The sequence below is a fragment of the Chryseobacterium sp. FG46 genome (assembly GCF_057809135.1).
On sequence record NZ_JBMDJJ010000029.1, the window covers coordinates 1 to 18,335 of the forward strand.

The 18,335-nt window shown below is 34.3% G+C and carries 15 protein-coding genes; 1 reads left to right on the plus strand and 14 read right to left on the minus strand.

Going from position 1 to position 18,335, the window contains the following annotated elements; genetic code table 11:
- From ACODR7_RS17830 to ACODR7_RS17845, 4 genes are all read right to left on the minus strand, one after another.
- A partial coding sequence (locus tag ACODR7_RS17830) for an N-acetylmuramoyl-L-alanine amidase (RefSeq protein WP_488841132.1) occupies positions 1-359 on the minus strand: 359 nt, incomplete at its 3' end.
- Positions 356-928 (minus strand): hypothetical protein, encoded by a 573-nt coding sequence (locus ACODR7_RS17835; protein WP_488841134.1) that lies wholly within the window; start codon positions 926-928, stop codon positions 356-358. The genes ACODR7_RS17835 and ACODR7_RS17830, both read right to left, overlap by 4 nt.
- The gene (locus tag ACODR7_RS17840) at positions 900-1,541 is read right to left on the minus strand and encodes a hypothetical protein (protein WP_488841136.1); all 642 of its coding nucleotides are present in this window, start codon (positions 1,539-1,541) and stop codon (positions 900-902) included. The genes ACODR7_RS17835 and ACODR7_RS17840 overlap by 29 nt, the downstream gene beginning before the upstream one ends.
- Positions 1,517-1,978 (minus strand): hypothetical protein, encoded by a 462-nt coding sequence (locus tag ACODR7_RS17845; protein WP_488841138.1) that lies wholly within the window; start codon positions 1,976-1,978, stop codon positions 1,517-1,519. Before ACODR7_RS17845 ends, ACODR7_RS17840 begins: the two co-directional genes overlap by 25 nt.
- A gap of 84 nt (positions 1,979-2,062) precedes the next feature.
- Here ACODR7_RS17845 and ACODR7_RS17850 point away from each other — a divergent pair, with 84 nt between their 5' ends.
- On the plus strand, positions 2,063-3,133 hold the full coding sequence (locus ACODR7_RS17850; protein ID WP_488841140.1) for an acyltransferase family protein: 1,071 nt from the start codon (positions 2,063-2,065) through the stop codon (positions 3,131-3,133).
- On the opposite strand, the gene ACODR7_RS17855 is transcribed toward ACODR7_RS17850, so the two are convergent.
- The 10 genes from ACODR7_RS17855 to ACODR7_RS17900 all read right to left on the minus strand — a co-directional run bounded on the left by ACODR7_RS17855 (position 3,130) and on the right by ACODR7_RS17900 (position 18,326).
- A complete protein-coding gene (locus ACODR7_RS17855) occupies positions 3,130-5,871 on the minus strand; it encodes a glycoside hydrolase family 16 protein (protein ID WP_488841142.1) in 2,742 nt (913 codons plus the stop codon). The genes ACODR7_RS17850 and ACODR7_RS17855 overlap by 4 nt on opposite strands.
- The gene (locus tag ACODR7_RS17860; protein WP_488841144.1) at positions 5,864-6,742 is read right to left on the minus strand and encodes a hypothetical protein; all 879 of its coding nucleotides are present in this window, start codon (positions 6,740-6,742) and stop codon (positions 5,864-5,866) included. The genes ACODR7_RS17855 and ACODR7_RS17860 overlap by 8 nt, the downstream gene beginning before the upstream one ends.
- 67 nt (positions 6,743-6,809) lie before the next feature.
- Positions 6,810-9,968, minus strand: coding sequence for a hypothetical protein (locus ACODR7_RS17865; protein ID WP_488841146.1), 3,159 nt, complete (start codon positions 9,966-9,968; stop codon positions 6,810-6,812).
- Positions 9,965-14,212, minus strand: a complete 4,248-nt coding sequence (locus tag ACODR7_RS17870) for a tape measure protein (RefSeq protein WP_488841148.1) — start codon at positions 14,210-14,212, stop codon at positions 9,965-9,967. The genes ACODR7_RS17865 and ACODR7_RS17870 overlap by 4 nt, the downstream gene beginning before the upstream one ends.
- The gene (locus ACODR7_RS17875; RefSeq protein ID WP_488841150.1) at positions 14,202-14,876 is read right to left on the minus strand and encodes a hypothetical protein; all 675 of its coding nucleotides are present in this window, start codon (positions 14,874-14,876) and stop codon (positions 14,202-14,204) included. Before ACODR7_RS17875 ends, ACODR7_RS17870 begins: the two co-directional genes overlap by 11 nt.
- Complete coding sequence (locus ACODR7_RS17880) at positions 14,854-15,108, minus strand: hypothetical protein (protein ID WP_488841152.1); 255 nt, start codon at positions 15,106-15,108, stop codon at positions 14,854-14,856. Before ACODR7_RS17880 ends, ACODR7_RS17875 begins: the two co-directional genes overlap by 23 nt.
- 378 nt (positions 15,109-15,486) lie before the next feature.
- A complete protein-coding gene (locus ACODR7_RS17885; protein ID WP_488841154.1) occupies positions 15,487-15,747 on the minus strand; it encodes a hypothetical protein in 261 nt (86 codons plus the stop codon).
- Positions 15,747-16,643, minus strand: a complete 897-nt coding sequence (locus ACODR7_RS17890; RefSeq protein ID WP_488841156.1) for a hypothetical protein — start codon at positions 16,641-16,643, stop codon at positions 15,747-15,749. Before ACODR7_RS17890 ends, ACODR7_RS17885 begins: the two co-directional genes overlap by 1 nt.
- A 24-nt stretch (positions 16,644-16,667) precedes the next feature.
- Positions 16,668-17,195, minus strand: a complete 528-nt coding sequence (locus ACODR7_RS17895) for a hypothetical protein (RefSeq protein WP_488841158.1) — start codon at positions 17,193-17,195, stop codon at positions 16,668-16,670.
- Between the two features lie 3 nt (positions 17,196-17,198).
- Positions 17,199-18,326: a hypothetical protein gene (locus ACODR7_RS17900; protein WP_488841160.1), complete on the minus strand. Its 1,128-nt coding sequence runs from the start codon at positions 18,324-18,326 to the stop codon at positions 17,199-17,201.
- Positions 18,327-18,335 lie beyond the last annotated feature (9 nt).

The window sequence follows — 18,335 nt, forward strand, 5'->3', positions numbered from 1 at the left end:
ACATTGGGAAAATCCCTATGTCCTTGAATTTTAGCTTTAGGAAATTTTGATTTTAATTCTTTTAAAAGTTTCAAAATAGACGCTTTCTGATCTTTGGTTCGTGTGTCTTTTGGATTTCCGTTTTTATCAATACCACCGATATATGAGATATTGATAATTTGTGAATTCCATCCGGCAACTCCATTTGACACCTGATCTATTGTTAACGTGTTGACTATTTCTCCATCAGCTTTTATCATATAGTGATACCCTGGGCTTTTCCATTTCAGGTTTTCCTTCCAATACCTTTTAATACTCTCTATTTTAACATCTGGCTGCGTTGCCGTACAATGTATAACGATGTAATTGATTGTTCTCATTTTCTTTTAAAGTATAAAATTATTGCTGTTACAATGATGATGAGTGCCAGTATTAGAAATCCAGTGATGTAAACTCCAACCTGGAAATCTCTCTTCACTACATCAACAGTTTTAGTTTGAATTTTCTCTGCTGTTTTTGCCAAACCGGAAACAAAGCCTTCATCTTTCTTTTCAGCCTTCTTTGATTCATTCCTGTTATTCTCATTGACTTTTGAACTGTTTTGTTCTAAAATGCTTTTATTTGAGCTGAAAAACACATCTGCGTTGCCGGAAACTTTTAACAGATTAATAGTATCGCCATCTACAACATTGAAAAATGTTAAAGGAACTTTATCTGTAACCTTCCCCCGGATCTCAACGTTTGAATTTTCCTGCTTTGTTTTCAGTTTTTGACTGTCTACTTTTAATTCAGATATTTCAGACTTTAAAACCTCGTTTTGAATCTTAATTTCTTTCTTACTGTACTCTGTTTCACTTACAGAACTTTGCGCTGTTTTTGATACTTTCTTGACCTTACACCCAAGCAACAATAACAGCAAACTAATTAGTATTATCGCTGTCTTTTTCATTGTCAATTTCTAAATTAAATGAACTCTCTACTTTTTTGATAGCTTTATCCTGAAGGACTACCAATATTTTATCAAAAAACTTAAATATAGCTGACTTGTCTCCGTTCAATAGCTCAAAGTTCCTGCCTACACTTGAAAACTCGAATCCTATAGCCAATACCCAGAAAAAACTTAAGGCAACCATTAGAATTCCCCAAATAGATCCGCCCCACCAAGTTTCACCCTTAGTCATCGACCCTACTCCAAATGCTAAAAACATTAATACAGATGTCACTAATATAATAGCGGTGGTCTTTATCATTGTGTCAAAGAATCTCTCAGGCTTAAATTTCTCCTTTCTGATACTCCTGGCTACTCTATGACCTAAAATGAAATCAAGTCCGGTTAATGGAAGGTAAATTATAATCATTACCGATTCTACCAAGAATGGGAAAAATATTGATTTTGGATCTGCATCTTTAATGAAAATAGTATTGAACCTTTCCAGATTTCCCGATAGCCACAATCCAGTCGTTAGCCCGGAAGAAGCGCAAAAGCTAAATAAAGCATTTGCCCCGTTCTTATATGTTATCATCTTCCATATGAAAGCTATTGCGGTTTTTGTAAAAGCCATCTTAATACTTTTAAAAATGTTAATCCTAAAATGCTGAATAGGAATACCGGATATATTACATTGTTATAAAAACTACTTCCAAACTTTAAAACATAAGCACTTATATTGAATGTTTGAATTGAAAAGTAAATAATACTTATCAGCTTCGTGTAAACACATGCTTTATATCTGAATATCTTCAACAAAAAGAAGATTGAAAATACCCAAACTGTTAAGCTGCTCATGAGCGGAAACCAGTATATCAGATAGTTGTTACCTGCATTGGTAATTACCGCCTGGTCTCCCTGCGAAAGTCTCCAACTTATTAACTCCAATACTGCAGCAATGAATATCACTGATGCCATCATGAAGTCTAAGCATTTTCTTCTATCTTTTATCGTATCTGCAAGCTGGCTTACTAATCTTCCGCCTATGCTCTCTGCTGGTGGTGTTGGCATATTAGTTTATTAATTTATAATTGATTCCCCATTTCATTTTAAATGTTTTTATTTTATTACTTTTGCTTGTCTAAATTTTTTTTTATGGTAAAAATGAGGTTTGATTTTTTAGATGGGATTAGGGGGTTGGCTGCTCTTTGGGTAGTACTTTTTCATTCTATGCTGTTTAATGGTTATGCTACAGAAAAAATTAAATGGTCTGAAAATATATTTTTAAATATTTTGCAGAAACCACTTTCTATCGGTCATATCGCTGTTGCAATTTTCATTGTATTATCTGGTTTTTGTTTAGCTATACCTATTGTTAACAATGATCTTAATTTAAAAGGTGGCTTCAAAAGATATATCTCCAGAAGAGCAAAAAGATTAATTCCTCCTTATTACATCGCATTATTACTTTCTGGATTACTAATTTTCCTTTTTCCAATTTTACAAGAGCCTCATAATACTGCTTGGGATAATAAGTTGCCAGTAACTATAGGTTCTGTTGTAAGTCATATTGGTTTATTTCATAATCTTAATAATTCTTGGATCTACAAAATAAATGGCGCTCATTGGTCAATAGCTACAGAATGGCATATTTACTGGTTTTTTCCACTAATCTTATTCTTTTGGAAGAAGTATAATCTATTAGTTTCCTTTTCTATAATTACCATCTTAGCCCTTATTCTTTATAAAATTGTTCCTTTTGCTGCCCCTCAGTTTTTGATATTATTTTTTATGGGAGTAGTTTGCTGTTACTTTGCTTTTCGAGCAAAAACAATTAATAAAATTAATCTACCTTTATCTGCTGTTTTATTGTGTGTTTTTTTTGCATTTCTAATTTTCAGGAATACAAGTCCACTTATTGCAAATGTTACACTGGGGCTTTTCTTTTCCTATTTTTTATATTCTTGTTTTGTATATAAAAAAACTCACAACAAGACACTATTTTTATTAGAGTCAAAACCAATGGAGTTTTTAGGAAATATTTCTTATAGTCTTTATTTAATACATGGTCCATTTTTAGCACTAGCAAATTTGATTTTACTTAATAATTTCGATTTAACGAATGATGTTAGGCAGATAATTTTGTTTGTTTTTGTTATAGTATTTATATTGCCAGCATCCGCATTATTTTACCATTTAGTTGAGAGACGATTTTTAAACAATTAATTTGATTTGTAATATCTTACATATTCTACTTCCATAAAATCCTCGGGTTTCCCCAGTAAGTCAGGAGTAGTGTATGGCAGACAGCTCAATATTATTTCGCAAGGATTTACAGAAAAGCCGATCAGCTCTTTGTACGTAATGGTATTTACCAGAACACCGTTAAAATACATTGCAATAAAATCCTTTGTAACTAAACACCCGAATCGGTTAAAATTCTGTGTATAATCATTCATTGTAGTATTGAAGTAGTCAACCTTTGCACCATATCCCAAACTTGCATGATTCGGGGTCCATCTGTGGATAGCACTCAGCATGTTGAATCCGCTTGCTACAGTGTTACTCTTCATGTCGAACTCAACAATATCAATTTCATTCTTTGTAAGCGAAGATTCTCCTGAGTTCAAGAATGATTGTGTTGTCCAGAATGAGCTGTGCATGTAGTATGATGAAGGCATCTTAATTGAGGCTTCAAAATACCCGTACTGAATATCATCAACTAGACTTATGATACCACCACCATTGAAAGCTTTGGCCGTTAAAGTTCCAGTATTGTTTCCGTTTTCATCTTGAATGAAAGTTGTATTTCCTGGGGTGTTCGCCCAAACTCTTATTTTTAGATTTCCACCTGCGAAGGTAATGGCCTCTTTAACGTTATTACCGTTTGACTTCTCACCTGTTCGGTATTTCCATTTTTTCAGGTCTAATGTTGTCCCGGCAAATTCATCTCCAAAATTATATGAGTATAATTCGCTACCAATAAGCATATTATCACCGTTATTAATCTGCCTTGTTTCCCGCGGTACAATAGTTCTGTTGAATTCAAAAACATCCAAATCGTAACAATTTACATATATCGTAGCTCTGGAAGAATAATTAAAGAAGAACGAAACTTCTTCACTTGTACTGTCTTCAAATCCCCATGTTTGACCCTGACGTACAATAAAAGGATATTCCAGAGGTCTTTTTGTTTTTATATTCAATACGTCCATTCCTGGCACATACAAGAACTTAATAACATTACACTTTTCATCATCGATTATGCTGCCACCCTTTAAAATTCTTTTGCCTTTAAACAGTTCGTATTCCTGTTTTTTAAGGTAGAAATCACCGCTGAATCTATTTGCTGTGTAGAAATTACCGGAAGCGTCAGCCGTATATTCTCCTATGTATAAGCCATTAACTAAAGGCATATCAACACGTTCTCCTGTGTCTTTTATAAAAAACGCATTATGCGAAGATTTGTAGAAACATTTTTCCAATGGTCTTAATCTACAGAATTGAGAAAAACCGCCCCTGTAAGCTTCAAATACCTTCGTATCAGGATTCATTCTCAAATCCTTCGTTCTTTTTGAATCTACCAGGTTGGTGTCCGGAACCTGCATAACATCCTTTACATATTCCTGCAAAGAAGTGAATCCACCATAAACAATGGTTCTAATATTGAATGAACCCACGCCTAATGTGCTGCATGTAAACCGCACAAATCCATTATCAGGAGCAACAAAACTATATGTGCCCGGTGATGACTGGCTTGAACCAGTTCCCTTCACTCCTGAAACATAGGTGCTTTCATTTGCTGCTGTATAAAAAGAAATTGCGTTCGGTGTAGATGATAAATACGCAATCCCACTTATTAAATCACCTTTTACTACTGGAATAAAACCTGTGTATCTATTGTTGACCGACTCTGCTTGGGCGACAGCAATTCCCTGGTCATTAATATAACCACTATTTACATTTGTCAAAAAACCTACTGTTACGTTTGTATCAGATACTATGTCCTTAGGCAGCCACTCATATATGGGAGTGACAGCACTATTTGCAATAGGCTTGTTGCTATTGACATCAAAATCCTTATCTGTTTTTTCTTGTAAAACTTCGTCAAAAGACTTAATTATTACTTGGCTTGGTTCTGTGATAGTTGCATAGGAATTTCTACTTGAATCCTCAGATGCTGATACTCTAATGTAGCCATCAGCCGGGGTTGTGTAGTTTAATGTATGACCTGTATTATTGTCAGAACCTATGCCAGGCACTCCTTCAACATATGATCCGATACTTGCTGCAGAATAAAAAGATATTCCATTGTAAGCACTTCCAAGGAAAAACAATCCCGTTATGATTGTTCCTTCCTTAACTGGAATAAATGGAGTTCTTCTACCAGTACTTACTGAGGCAAAATTAGTCCCATTATTGTTCACTAATCCTACTTCTGAATCATTGGAATCGAAATTTATATTTATCACAGGTGTTACGCCCTCTTTTTCAAACCATTCGTAAATAGGGGTTACTGCACTATTTGCAATAGGCTTGTTGCTATTAATGTTAAATTGCGTTTCAGCCTTTTCGCCTATATCAGCCAATACCTTCTGAGAAACACCATTACTAACCCATATCTGAACAAAATGATTCTTTAAATCAGGATCTGCTGTTATGACAATAGGTTGATTTAGTGAATCTTTAAAATTAGTATAGGTCCCCGATGTATTAACGTCCCATTTTTCGTACAATCCATCAGGATAGGTTACCGGATCATAAGGAGTTGGCGAACTTGAAGTAGTTGCTACACCAACAATTCCCGTGGAAATTAATTTCCTAAAAGAATTAATTGGGGTAAATGTTAATTTTCCCTGTGAGTTATAGTTTGCAATGTGTCCTTCTAAAGGATCTTGCGTTATTGGTATTTCCGTAGTTGGCACCTGTTTTACAAATGGTGCAGGTATAATTGTATCAGGCATTTTCTATTGGTATTATATAGTTTGAATTATATACATAAACAGCTGACATGTCTCCATTAGATAAAGCTTGTTTAAATGCATCTGAGAATACAGCATCTTCATCAAAAATGACATTCAAACCATTTTCATCTTTAACATTGGCAAACTTCATGGTAATCTCATTTGTAAAATCTGTAGTTTCAGGTTTTTCTTTTCGGGTTCTTTTAGTTCCATCTATGTAAAAATCCTGATTTGTAGAATGGACAGCTATAAATGAAAGAATATTATTATCTCCTTCAGATTTAATTTTATAGGAAACATTTTCTTCAGTCCATGCAGAATTTATTGTCGTAGATCCTAAACTTCCTGTTCTGGCTGATTTTAAATCTTCATCTATATCAAATTCTCCCATGCAATACGCTGGTAAGTTTGTAATCATCCAGTCATGCTGACTGTCTGCATATGAGAATAGATTTCTATTATAATTGCATTGTGTTGCGATTCTTATGAATTTTCTACCTTCGTAATCTTCACTGTCAACAAACCTCACACAATTGGAATAAAAAAGTGCAACACCTGAAGAATCTCTTATTTCAAAATGTCCCTGAATTTCATCAAAGGAAATGAAGGTTATGCGGAAAAGCTTTCCATCACTTATGCCAAACTCACAAGGAATTTGAAACTCATCATCACCGACTAAAAACAAACTTAACGCCTGATCTGAAATTTCATTCTGATAATTTGGTATAAGGTATCTGTGATATGAGTTTACTTCTAAAGGATAAGGTTTTACATGTCCGTAATACTGAGTGTTTTGCGGATTAGTCATATCTTCCAACTCTTCCTGAGTTCTGTAGAATCTTACGGGACTATGATACCAGAATTTATGCATGATACAAATCTATTAATGAGCATATTATGACTTGATGGGTATATTGATTTGAAGATTGCAGTAAAATTTATTCTAATTCAGAAAAATTAGTATATTTTTTATCTGTTATAGTCATTAAATCAAATTCTTTCGTTGTATTTGTTATTGTGTCTGTAAATTTTACAAGTAAGCTGGCAAACACTGTATAAATATCATTTCCAAATTTGCAATTCAAAGGTTGTAAGGTTTCTGTTTTGTCTGAATTTAATAGCTCCATAAATAAACGCCCTGTATTGCCACTAATATTTAATGTTGTAGTCTCCGTTCCTGAAACTGGAAGTCCATATCCGGTTTCTATAATCACATTCCCACCCGTACCATCTAAATTTGTTACGTAAAATTTTCCACCTCCTGGCGAAAATTCGTAAGTATATTCTATTTCAAAATTAGCCGTACCTCTTACGTCTATGACTAATCGACTATACCCGCAATCAGCATTTTCCGCTTTATTGTTGACGATTATGATGTATGGATTAAATTGCCAGTTTACAGTTAATGTATTCGATATTTTATTATAAAAATCATCGGTATTAACAATTATTCTGAAATAAACATCTGTCCCTGAAATTATACTAGTAAAAATATCATCTATAATAATTCCTTCTTTTGTACTTCCATATTGACGAATTGTAATCCAATTGATACCATCAAGTGAATATTGAACATTAATAATAGTATTTACATATTCTTCTGCATAATCCCAATGTAAGGTGACTGTATTTTTGTTGTCCTGCACAACAGATACAAGAACTGGATTAGCCACGGATTTTCCTTTTAATTTACCTTTGAAACTAAGAATATTTGTTTTTCGATCATGTGAAAACGCGCCATCACCAAATGGGTATGCGTCATAAATACCTAAAGGAGTATTTAGGGTTACATATCCACGGCTATTTAATCTATCGCCAGAAATTCCATAACGCCAATTTTCATATAATGAAATAAATTCCTGAAACGTTACATTCGTGTAAGAAATTTCAATTTTCTCTCCGGAAAAGAAAGGCTGCTTATAAGATCTCATTCTTGCCAGATTTTCATCAGCTCCCACGGTAATTAAACCAGGCAATTCATTTAAAAGATCTGGTGAATTTACTTTCATTTGAGCTTTGTCATTATTCTTGTAATTCGTCACTTTTATAAGTGCTGAACCCGGTTTTTTTCTCAATCCACTACCAAACCATTGAAACCATCTTGCCATGTGATATTTAGGATTGTGTCGTGAGTTTGTAGAAGTTTCAGGATTTCTAATTTCAGAATCTTCTGTGAACCCATCCCGGATAGATCTGTTTTTAGTTAAAGACGGGATCAAATATCGTATTGGGGTATCTGTAGTCCCCTCTTGTATTCCAGAAGTTTTACTCAACGTCATTTCAGCCTTGTTTATATTTAAAATAGTCCAGCTTCCAGAATTTAGTCCTTCAGTTATTTGAACACTTGATCCAGCTTCCATAAATGTAGTATCAAATGCTAATTGTGTACAAATTAATACAAGTTTATTGTCTCTATTTTGATGAATACAGTTTTCGAAAACTCCCGAATCCCAATAGTTAGATTCATTAACCATGTCAATTAAAACTAAATCATCATCATTGTCATTTGTTGATGAACTTTTATCTTCGATCAGTTCTTGTATTTTATATTCATCAATAATAAGATCTGTTTGTTTGTCAAACTTATTTTTAGTACTTATTATAGGCGTTGAAAATTCAGATGAAGTAACGAAATTTTGAATATCATCCTTTACGTTTTTTGAGTATTTTTTTGAACCAAATATCAAAGTATTAAAGCTAACATCCTTATCGTTTTCAATCTTAAACCCTTCTTGTAAATAAATTTTATTTGAAAGATCAAACACCTTCTGGTCTTTAAAAAAATATGATATATCTTCTATTACTACATTAGAGTTTAAAATATCATAGCCAAGTACTAATAACTTTGCCGCCCCTTCGGTTATTAATGATTTAAAAGATGTTTTAATTTTTTGCCCTGCTGTGTATATACTTGGAAGTCCTCTTAAAAATACACCTGTTGAAATAGAAGTATCGTAGTAAATACCTCCTATCCAAAGATAATTACTTACTACCCCTAAGCCTGATGAAGTGTAATTTTTAACCACCTGTTTTACAGCTTCTAAAATCCTTATCCCGGTTGTTTTCACTATAGGAGACTCCATATTTACACTCACTTCTATGCCGGTATTGGTTTTGATTACTTCATAATAAAAAGTAGTATCTGAATAAAATATAAATGATAAACTTTCGCCTGCGTTTATATTATCACCAATCTTTTTTTGTAAATAATCAATCTTTATTTCTGAAAACGTCTCCCCGCCCTCTGTTTTAACTTCCGACTCTTTTATTAAAGTTCTCCTTCCATTAATTACAGCATATAGCTTAACCAAAGGAGCTGAATTTTTAAATTTAACATGCATATTACTAATATCAACCTGAAGTCCTTTTAGTGATATTAATGATGAAACAAAAGGTCCTAAGTCTATCTGAACAATATAGTCTTGAAACCCGCAAACATCATTTGAATTATCTCCAAACTCATAGCCTTCTGACCTTATAAATGCGGGAAAATGAATATTCTTAAATCCAGCAGGTAAAGGCAGCTGAGAAGTGTCGTATGTATAAACATTACTAAGCTTTTTATCCCCCTTTTTGTAACCAATCTGAAAAGTGCCTACTGGAGTGATTGTATTTTCGTCAAGATCTTTAGTTCCAAATAAATCAATAGTAACATCATCACGATTGAAAAGCTTGTTTTGTGCTTCACTCTTGATAAGCTCAACATCAATAATGAAAGTGTTGTTTTCAAGAGTGCAATTATACTTATTCATATTCACTTCAAAGTTATCTTTGAGTAAATCATGTTCTACACCGTCTTTAACATCCAGCCATTTAAAAATGATACGGCCGTCACCCCCTTGCTCTTGGTTAACATTAAAAAGTACATCATAAGCAGTTCCATTGCTGTATTTATAGAATTTCAATTTAGTATTATCACCAATTATGAAATCTTTCACATACAATAATTTATCATCAATATTAACTATAGAGTCCACATCATCCCAGCCGTCAGGTTTATTAATGACATATTCCCCCTGGTAAAGTCCATAGGGTACTATGAATTTGAAAATATTTTTAACTCCGTTTTCGTTTATTATATGGTTAATTGGTATCATCTGTAATATTTTTCTTCTAATGTCTTTAAATCGTATTCACCAACTAGCTCAGCATTATTAGCTCCTCTATGCCTAAAAATCTGTCCAAAAACCCTCTCAGTAGATGGAGCTACATATTTTTCAAGTTTTCTATCAAGCCATACTCCGATCTTTCTTGAAAGCTCATCTGAATTATCTCGGTAATTATTAATAATTGAAATTTGCGGAGCAATCATGCTTTCTCTTGCAATTTTTTGGAAGACTTTATTCCCAATTTTAGCAGATGGTCCCATAGTTTTTAAAATTTGTTTCGTTTCATCTGCTGTGTAGACAGTATCGCCTTTGTCAAGCCATGTCATTTTATCGCCAGAATCAGATCCTAAAGATTTAATACGCCCATCTTCTCCTGCAATGATCTCTCGCCCTCTATCCTGTGTAATTGCATATTCTGCTTTACCTCCAGTTCTACCTTTCCAGTATTTCGGAACTGGATCTTTAGACATGATTGCGATTGATTGAGCGATACCAAAACCAAGGGCAAGGGCGGCCGGAATTGCCCCGGCGATGAATCCCATCTGAGCGAGTGTCATAGTTGCAGCCAAAGCACCATTAATTAGAGCTTGTTGAGCCGCAGCCTTTTGTTCGGCCCTTGCTTTTTGTGTTTCAATCAATTTTTCCTTCTGCCTTTGTTGTTCTTGTAATGTTCTAGATTCGTCTTCAAGTCTGTTTCTTTCAGCAGTTTGTTCAGCAGTAAGATCTTCAAGGCTATTTAAAGCCTCTAAACGGCTGTTGATAAATCCAAGTTCTTGCTCTGTTGATTCCTGCGAATATTTAAGTTGTTCATCTAAGGCAGCAATAGTTTTTTCTTTCTGACTATTAACCATTGATGATAGCCCGTCAGCTATTGCAGAACCTGCAAGAATAACTGCATCTTTAGCCGTTAATGATCCTTCAATAATTTTTTTATAAAGATCATCAAACTGATCACCGATAGCAGCCGCAAAATTTCCAAGCCCCATATCTTGGAATCCTTTCACAAGAATATCCTTAGTTTTCAACCATTCTGGAGCAACCTCAGAATTTTTATCCATACCAAGTCCAACATTGGTATTTTGGAGATTCTTTATAGTCGATTCGTACTCTTTAAGAGCTTTCTCTTCTTCTGGTGTAATAATAACAGACTGTCCTTTCATCTGTCTTATTACCTGTTGTGCTAAAATCTGAGCTTGCAATAACTCCAGGCGTTTTATTTCCTCTTTGTTTTTTTCAATTTGAAGAGACTTCTCAAGCTGGGAAAGTTTATACGCCCGCTGATCAGCTGAAAGACTTTTATCTTTAAGTATTAAAGATCGTTGATCTTCAAAATTAGATTCTACTTTACTTTGAGTAATTGCAGATTGCCTATCTATTTCGTTGAAAACAGCTTCAGGAAGAGAGTTCATCCGCTCAATTCTTCTGTCTTCAATTTTGCCTATTTCTTCATCTCTGGCATTTTCAAGTTCAATAACTCTTTGACCAGATTTTGCCGCCAGGTCTACCTGCTTCTCATAATAGTCGGTAATCTCTTGGATAAGTTTGCCATCTAGTTCAATCTGCTTATTGATACGTTCAACATCGCTAAGTGTTTGATCTTGATCTAAACTCTTTGATTCCCTTTCTATAATGTTTTGTTGCTTTTCAAAGGAAGCTTTTAAGTTTTTGGACCTTTCATCATAAATTTCTTTATTAGACTGCACAGCGGCTTCAATTGCTTTTTTATATGCAGCGCCTTCAACCTGTTTTTCTTTTGCGTTAGCACCTTTAAGCAATTTTTGAATTTTGTCATTATATCTTACAGCAATATTGAATTTTTCTTGAAGATATTCTTCATACCCAATTTTTAAATCTAATCTGTTTTTTTCCAGATTTGCAAGCTCGGTATCTCTCTCTCCCTGAGCTGTCATTATGAAATCTTTTTGAGTAGCAGACAATGAAGATGCTTTAGGTTTCTTGGTTTTTTCTTCTTTTGGCGGAAGAGTAGCAGGCATTCTTTTTACAAGTTTATTATCTACTATATCCCATTCACCCACTTTTTTGCCAGTATTCTTAGCTGTTTTCGCATCAAAGAAGAATCCATTAAAAGCAGTATAAGCTTGCTTCATTTCTCTGGCTGTTTTGATCGCTTTTTGATAATCCTGATTTTGTTGTCTAGCTGCTAAATCTTGCTTCTGTTTGAGGAAATCATAAGAATTTCCTAAAGAATAATTTGAACCAATCAAGGAGGTATTAATCCCTAATAAATTTCCATTTGTTCCTGTTAATTTCTGAATAGTTTTAATTTGCAAATTATACTTGTCAGTCAACTCCTGACCTTGTCTGTTTAGGTTTTTCATTGTGCTAATGAATCCCTTTGATGTAATAGTATTTTCATCAACAGCGTCCCGCATCGCCCAAAGTAATCCGGTAGATTTATGCCAATTGCCTCCCAGCTTTTTTAAGGTTTGATATGCCTCTTCATATGTTATTGATCCATCTGTGTAAGACTGTATTACCTTTTGTTGCTCTAATGTTAATTCATTAAGACTTTGTGAATATTTCCCGTATGCCTCCGCAATTATTCCTATCCTCTCGGCTTGCTCTTCTAATACTTCATTAATTTCATCTTCATATTTTTGAAGGATTATTTTTTGAACATATTGCTGATTTGTAGCTTTAAGGCGTTCAGATATTTGTTCTAAGGTTACTTTTTCCTTGTCTAATCCATCCAGCCAGAATGGATTGATAGCAATCATCTGGTCAATAATTTCTTTTCTTCTTTTTACGTCATCAAAATTCTGACGTAAAATGATTCCCAGTTTATTAAACTCTAATTGCTCTTTCTGAATATTTGTAATAGCTTCGCTAGGAGTAATTTCCTTTAACATTCCGGCAATAATAGATGTAATTGAAGAAATACTTGAACCAACTATATTTGACTTGTTTTCCACGGCATCAACAAAAAGTGTCCATGAGTTTGTTAGCCTGTTCAATGCCGCCTGTGATGTCTCTACTTCTTCGCCAATTCCGAGTTTATATTTTTTGTTTAGCTGTTCTGCAAATTTAGGAAGGACATCTTCCGCAATAACTTCTCCTTTCTTAAGCATTGCGTCTAATTGAGCTGTTGAAACTCCCATTCCATCCGCAAACAATCTGAAAGCACCTGCCATACGGTCACCCAACTGTCCACGTAATTCTTCAGCTTGAACTTTACCTTTAGACATCATCTGTCCTAATGCACGAAGAATACCATTTGTATCTTCCGTTGTAACACCAAGCATAGCACTTGATTTTGTTACCGCATCAAAAATTGTCTTGGATTTTTCACCTTCCAAGGTTGTACCCTGAGCCGATGCACTGAAATTATTATAAGCCTTACTTAATTCTAACAACTCAATACCATATTTCTGCGCGGTATCAGTTAAAAAGACGTTCTGTCTTGCTACTTCTTCATTTGTTTTAAATACTGACTTTTGAGACATTCTTAAGGTCTCCAATTTAATAGCAGTATCTTTATAACTCGCTCCTATTTTCATGAAATAAGACGCAATATTGTCAATTGCCGTAAATGCTGTCAAACTCTTTAAAATATCAGTAACACGCCCCTGTAAAGCTCCGTATCTTTGACTGGATGGTAAAGTTTGTTGGTTAATCCTATTCAATGCTTGCTGAAGCCTTATAGCCTCCCTGGTGGAGTTGTTAAGGTTTGTTGAAAGCTGTCGATTTTGGGTATTAAATTCTCTTTCTGAGATCGTACCCTGTCTCAGCCTTTCTCTTAACTGGAACATTTGAGCTCCATAATCCCTTGCGGCATTTCTCGCATCCCTTACTTGCTTTGTGAGTTGAGCATGAGCGCTATTGCTTTCTCTAGCCTGACGAGCCTCCGCCTGAGATTCTCTTGCCGATTGCTGTCTTTCCCTGCTTTCTGCTCTTCGTGCTTCTGCTAACTCCCTTCTGGTTCTTGCTTGTTCGGTTTGAAGCCTCGCTTGTTGCTGTTCAAGTCTGGCAGTTCTCGCTAAAGCATCAGCCAGCTGTCTTTCCATTGCTGTATACTGTGATGTATACTGACTTAGCTCACGTATTGCTGCAGAATACTCTCTAACCCTACCGGAATTAAAAGCCTGATTAATTTTATTGGTGCTTGTGACCATTTCCTTGAACATCTTATTGACATCCTTCCCGGCCGCTTCTATTTGTTTTAGCTCATTTATTGTCTCTTGAGCCTGTATTACCGCTAATTTATCTGGCATGGCTATTCATCTTATTTATTTCCTCAACTCTATTCATCAGTGCCTTAACCATTAATCCGTATTGATAAAGAGATATTTTAGTATCATCTACCGGTATTTCTAAACCAATACAAACACTAACAAACTGCTCCTCTATATCAAAATCTGAATCTTTTCTTTCAGCATCTTCTTTTTTTATCTGGCTATCAAGTTTTAAAAGCTCATTTTTTATTTTTTCTATTTTATTTTGGACAAATTCTCTTTGCTTATATAAGTCTTCGCTCTTTTGGATTTTAAAGTTTTGAAGCAAATCCTTTATTGTGTTTATGTTTAAATCTTCAGATACGGGAAGATCATGATACGCTCTTATCTCGGTGCTTCTAATAGTCAATTCTATTAGATGAAGAATTATATTGTATTTATTGAATTCATTAGTGGCAATTGCGTGCTGTCCGTAAATAATCACATCATGATTTTTAACATTGAGAGAAGTTGCATAGTCTTCTTCAATAGCATCAAATTTTTCTTTAAGTAAATTTGCATCCAGGCTCACAACATCACCAGGCTCATAGCCTTTAACCATAAAATAAAAATCTCCCGTCTGAACTATTCTTTTATAATTACAAAATGGGAGATCTTTACTATCTTGATAAAATCTAATTTTATGTTCTAATTGTTTCTTCATATAAACATGGATGTTCTCTTACATTAAACCACTCCGGCAATCCATCTTCTCCAATAAATCCTCTTCCTAAGGCAATTATGTTTGGAATTTCTCCTTTAGGAACTAGTGCTATATCTAACCCTCTTTCATCATCAAATATGTGATATATAAAAAATCTACCTTCGGCATCTTCGGCATACTTCTTAAGACGGTAACATTCTGTTTTGGTTATTGGCTTGCTACAATTGCACATTATTTTTTTAACTTTCCTTCATTAATAATGCTTGAAATTTGCCGTTTTAACTTTGGCTTATTTTTGATCTGAACATCAGTCATTTGGTTCTTGGTAATACCAATTATTTTTGACTTGCTTATAATCTTGTAAATTCCACGCATGTATAGCGGACTATAATTTGTAGTAAATTGTATATCTTTAAGATTAACCTTTACTTTTATGCTTTTATAAAATAATCCATCATATTCTTTATTCCACCAGTGCTTTAAGTCCCATCTTCGATTGTTCAAAGGATTCATCCTGTTTTTATAATCAGCATAGAATAAATTACCTCTTCTGTATCTACGAGAGTAAGGAGGCATACGCCCCCCATCACTCGTTTTTCCTCGCAGAAGGTTATCCTGGTTTATTTGAGGTAGATTTGATTCTTTTAACGCCTGTTGTACCAGCTTCGGAGTCATCTTTGTTGCTAACTGAATTCTCTTCAGAAACGTCTCCGGATTTATCCTTGCCATTGGTTTCAATTTTAGGTGTTAAATAATTTTCAATGCTTTCTTTATCCAATTCAGGATAAAGTTTCTGTATATATTCCACCGCCTGTTCTAATGAAGAGAAAGGTTCTTCAGGTGAAATAGCATATAATCCAACCTTGTACATTATGCAACTGTTTCAGTGTCTGATGCTCCCGCATAATATGCCGTGTCAAGAACATAAACCGGGTATCCTGCATCGTTAAGTTCAAATGAAATTTTATTTGTAGCAACTAATGCCGCATGAGTGAAAGTATATTCTCCGTTAACTTCAGAAACAGCAGTTACCGACTCCAATACTCCATTTCTTCTCATTTTCCATTTTGAAGCAGTAGTTAATCCGTTTATTCTACTATTTGCACATTGGTTTGTAACTACTACTTTTGTTGAAGTAGCTGCCGCAGCCAATGCAGATGTAATATCAATTGAAGCTCCCGCAACCGGATTCAATTCCGTGAAATCAATTTCATCACTTTCAACAAGTGCGGATTGCCCCTGCCAGTATTTCATTGCATCCGGAAGAAGATCTACTCTTAAAGTTGAACCGCCACCTTCTGCAGCTGTTTTTACTTTTTTAATACCAGCAAATGTTTTAACATTGAATCCTTTTACTCTCCCATCTTTCATTAATTGTCCTAGAATAGAGCCATCCTGGTAAACAATGAAAATTGAATATCTTTCGCTCTTATCAAGCTTGTTTATTTCGTTTTGAAAGCAGTTTCCTTTATTAAACATAAAGTTCCACTTCTTAATACCCAGCGTCTGCTTAGTGCTTTCACCAGTAGAAGAATCTGTATAAGTTGGATCTACATCCGCATCTTCTGCAGAAAAGTATTTAAGTGTACCTATGATTTTATCTTGCTGGATAAATCCGTCAAGTATTGTCTTTGTAAAAGTTGCCGGATCAAAGGCAACTGAACGGTCTGCTAAAATAATTCCAGAAACCTGCTCTTCATCACAATATAGTCCCCCTAATCTGGCTACCATATCTGATATGCTACATTTTTTAATTGTTAATGCCATTTTATATTTTTTTATTTTATTTTTTTAACATATTGAATCAATTGAATATGGAATCGTTTTCAGGTCAATGCGAAAACAGTAATAAGGCTGCATATTGTCGAAGTTGTAATCAAATGATTCAAATACACTCTGGTAATCTGTTACTACTGTGTATTCGTTTGTAAAGCCTCCACTCCTGTCAACAGCATTAACGACATCCGCTAATACTCTTGAATCACATCTTCCAGGATCATCTGGGTAAATGAATTTCAAATCAAGAATGAAATAAAGTTTTACTTTCGTTTCGAATTGAACGTTATTAATTCGCTCCTGGTCATCCTCTGCAGTAAAGAAAAACTTATCGTTTTCTGATACTATTAAATTGCCACTATATTCGTTTTTGGAAGTGTAATGCTCGACTGTTCTTTTCTCTTGGTCGTCTTCAATTACATAACACCTTGGATACGCCTCAATGTCAATGCCCCATTTACTATTCAAAGCAGCGTAAATCTTTTTTTGTGCTTTTCCAATTAGTAAATCCAGTCCTATAGGGTTTGTTCTATCGTGTATCATTTTTTAAACAGATATTACTTCAACATCAAATCCTCCTTCATATCCTATCTGGGTATCAAAAGTTTTTTGAATAACCTTTTTAGCCTCTTTAAACTCATGAAAGTATCTCTTTACAGAAGTATTGGCATCCAAATCTTTTGTTTCCATAAGTAGCATGTCTTTGTTTATCCCATTCTCTGTACGATTACTACGTTGATGTGAGTTTGCTGAGAACATTAACAATGTCATGTACTCAAAACATGCTTTTACATAAGAAGTGAAATTTTGAAAATTATACTTAATATAATTGTCACTATTTAATGACACAGAGACATTAAATCCAAAGCCATTAGAAACGTTATTGTAGGTGAATTTTGAACTTTCTGGTGCATCTCCTGTTCCGGTAACCGGATAACAAATAAACCCATCATATTTAAGCTCGTCAACCCATCCAAAATTTGATTTCACCTCACGGCTGTCTATAGCAAAAATCCATCTTCCAGGTCCTGAAAAAGAGTAGTTTATTTCTTCAAAAAACAACTCTCCGTTTTTGGGATGTAAAGTCAAAGTGTCAACTAAATTTCCTTGATTTATAACATATAAGTTTATCAGATTAGTTGTCGTAGCCTGTACCGATATTTCATTCAGAGCAATGGTTATATAATCGCTTCCTTTCGATTCAAAAACCCATCCCGAATAATCATTTGGTAAAGTCACGTTACTTTCTCCATTTTCATATATGTATTGGGAATTAATAAGTCTTTTAGATAGATACAGATCAGAGATAGCCTTATCCTTAACTTTTTCAATCCATGATTTAATGACTAAACTTTCTTTATTTGTCGGCAACCATTTGGTTGAATCTGTGTCAGGTTGTACTCCAGTCGTTCCATCTACAAGACATTGATATAGATTATCGTTAAATATTACTACATCATCCCTGTTCCTGCTTTCCGAATAATTGTTATATGTTTTCCCTGATTCGTATTGACTAAATTCAATATCAATTGAAGGCAGAAAATGCAGAAGATTATCTACGGTAATATATGGATGAATACCACTGTTTAGAACTATTCCTGTTTTTGAATTCAGTATTAGTTCTTTATCTAATTTTACGTTGTTCGTGTATTCCTCTGCAAATCCTAACTTCATAATACTTTA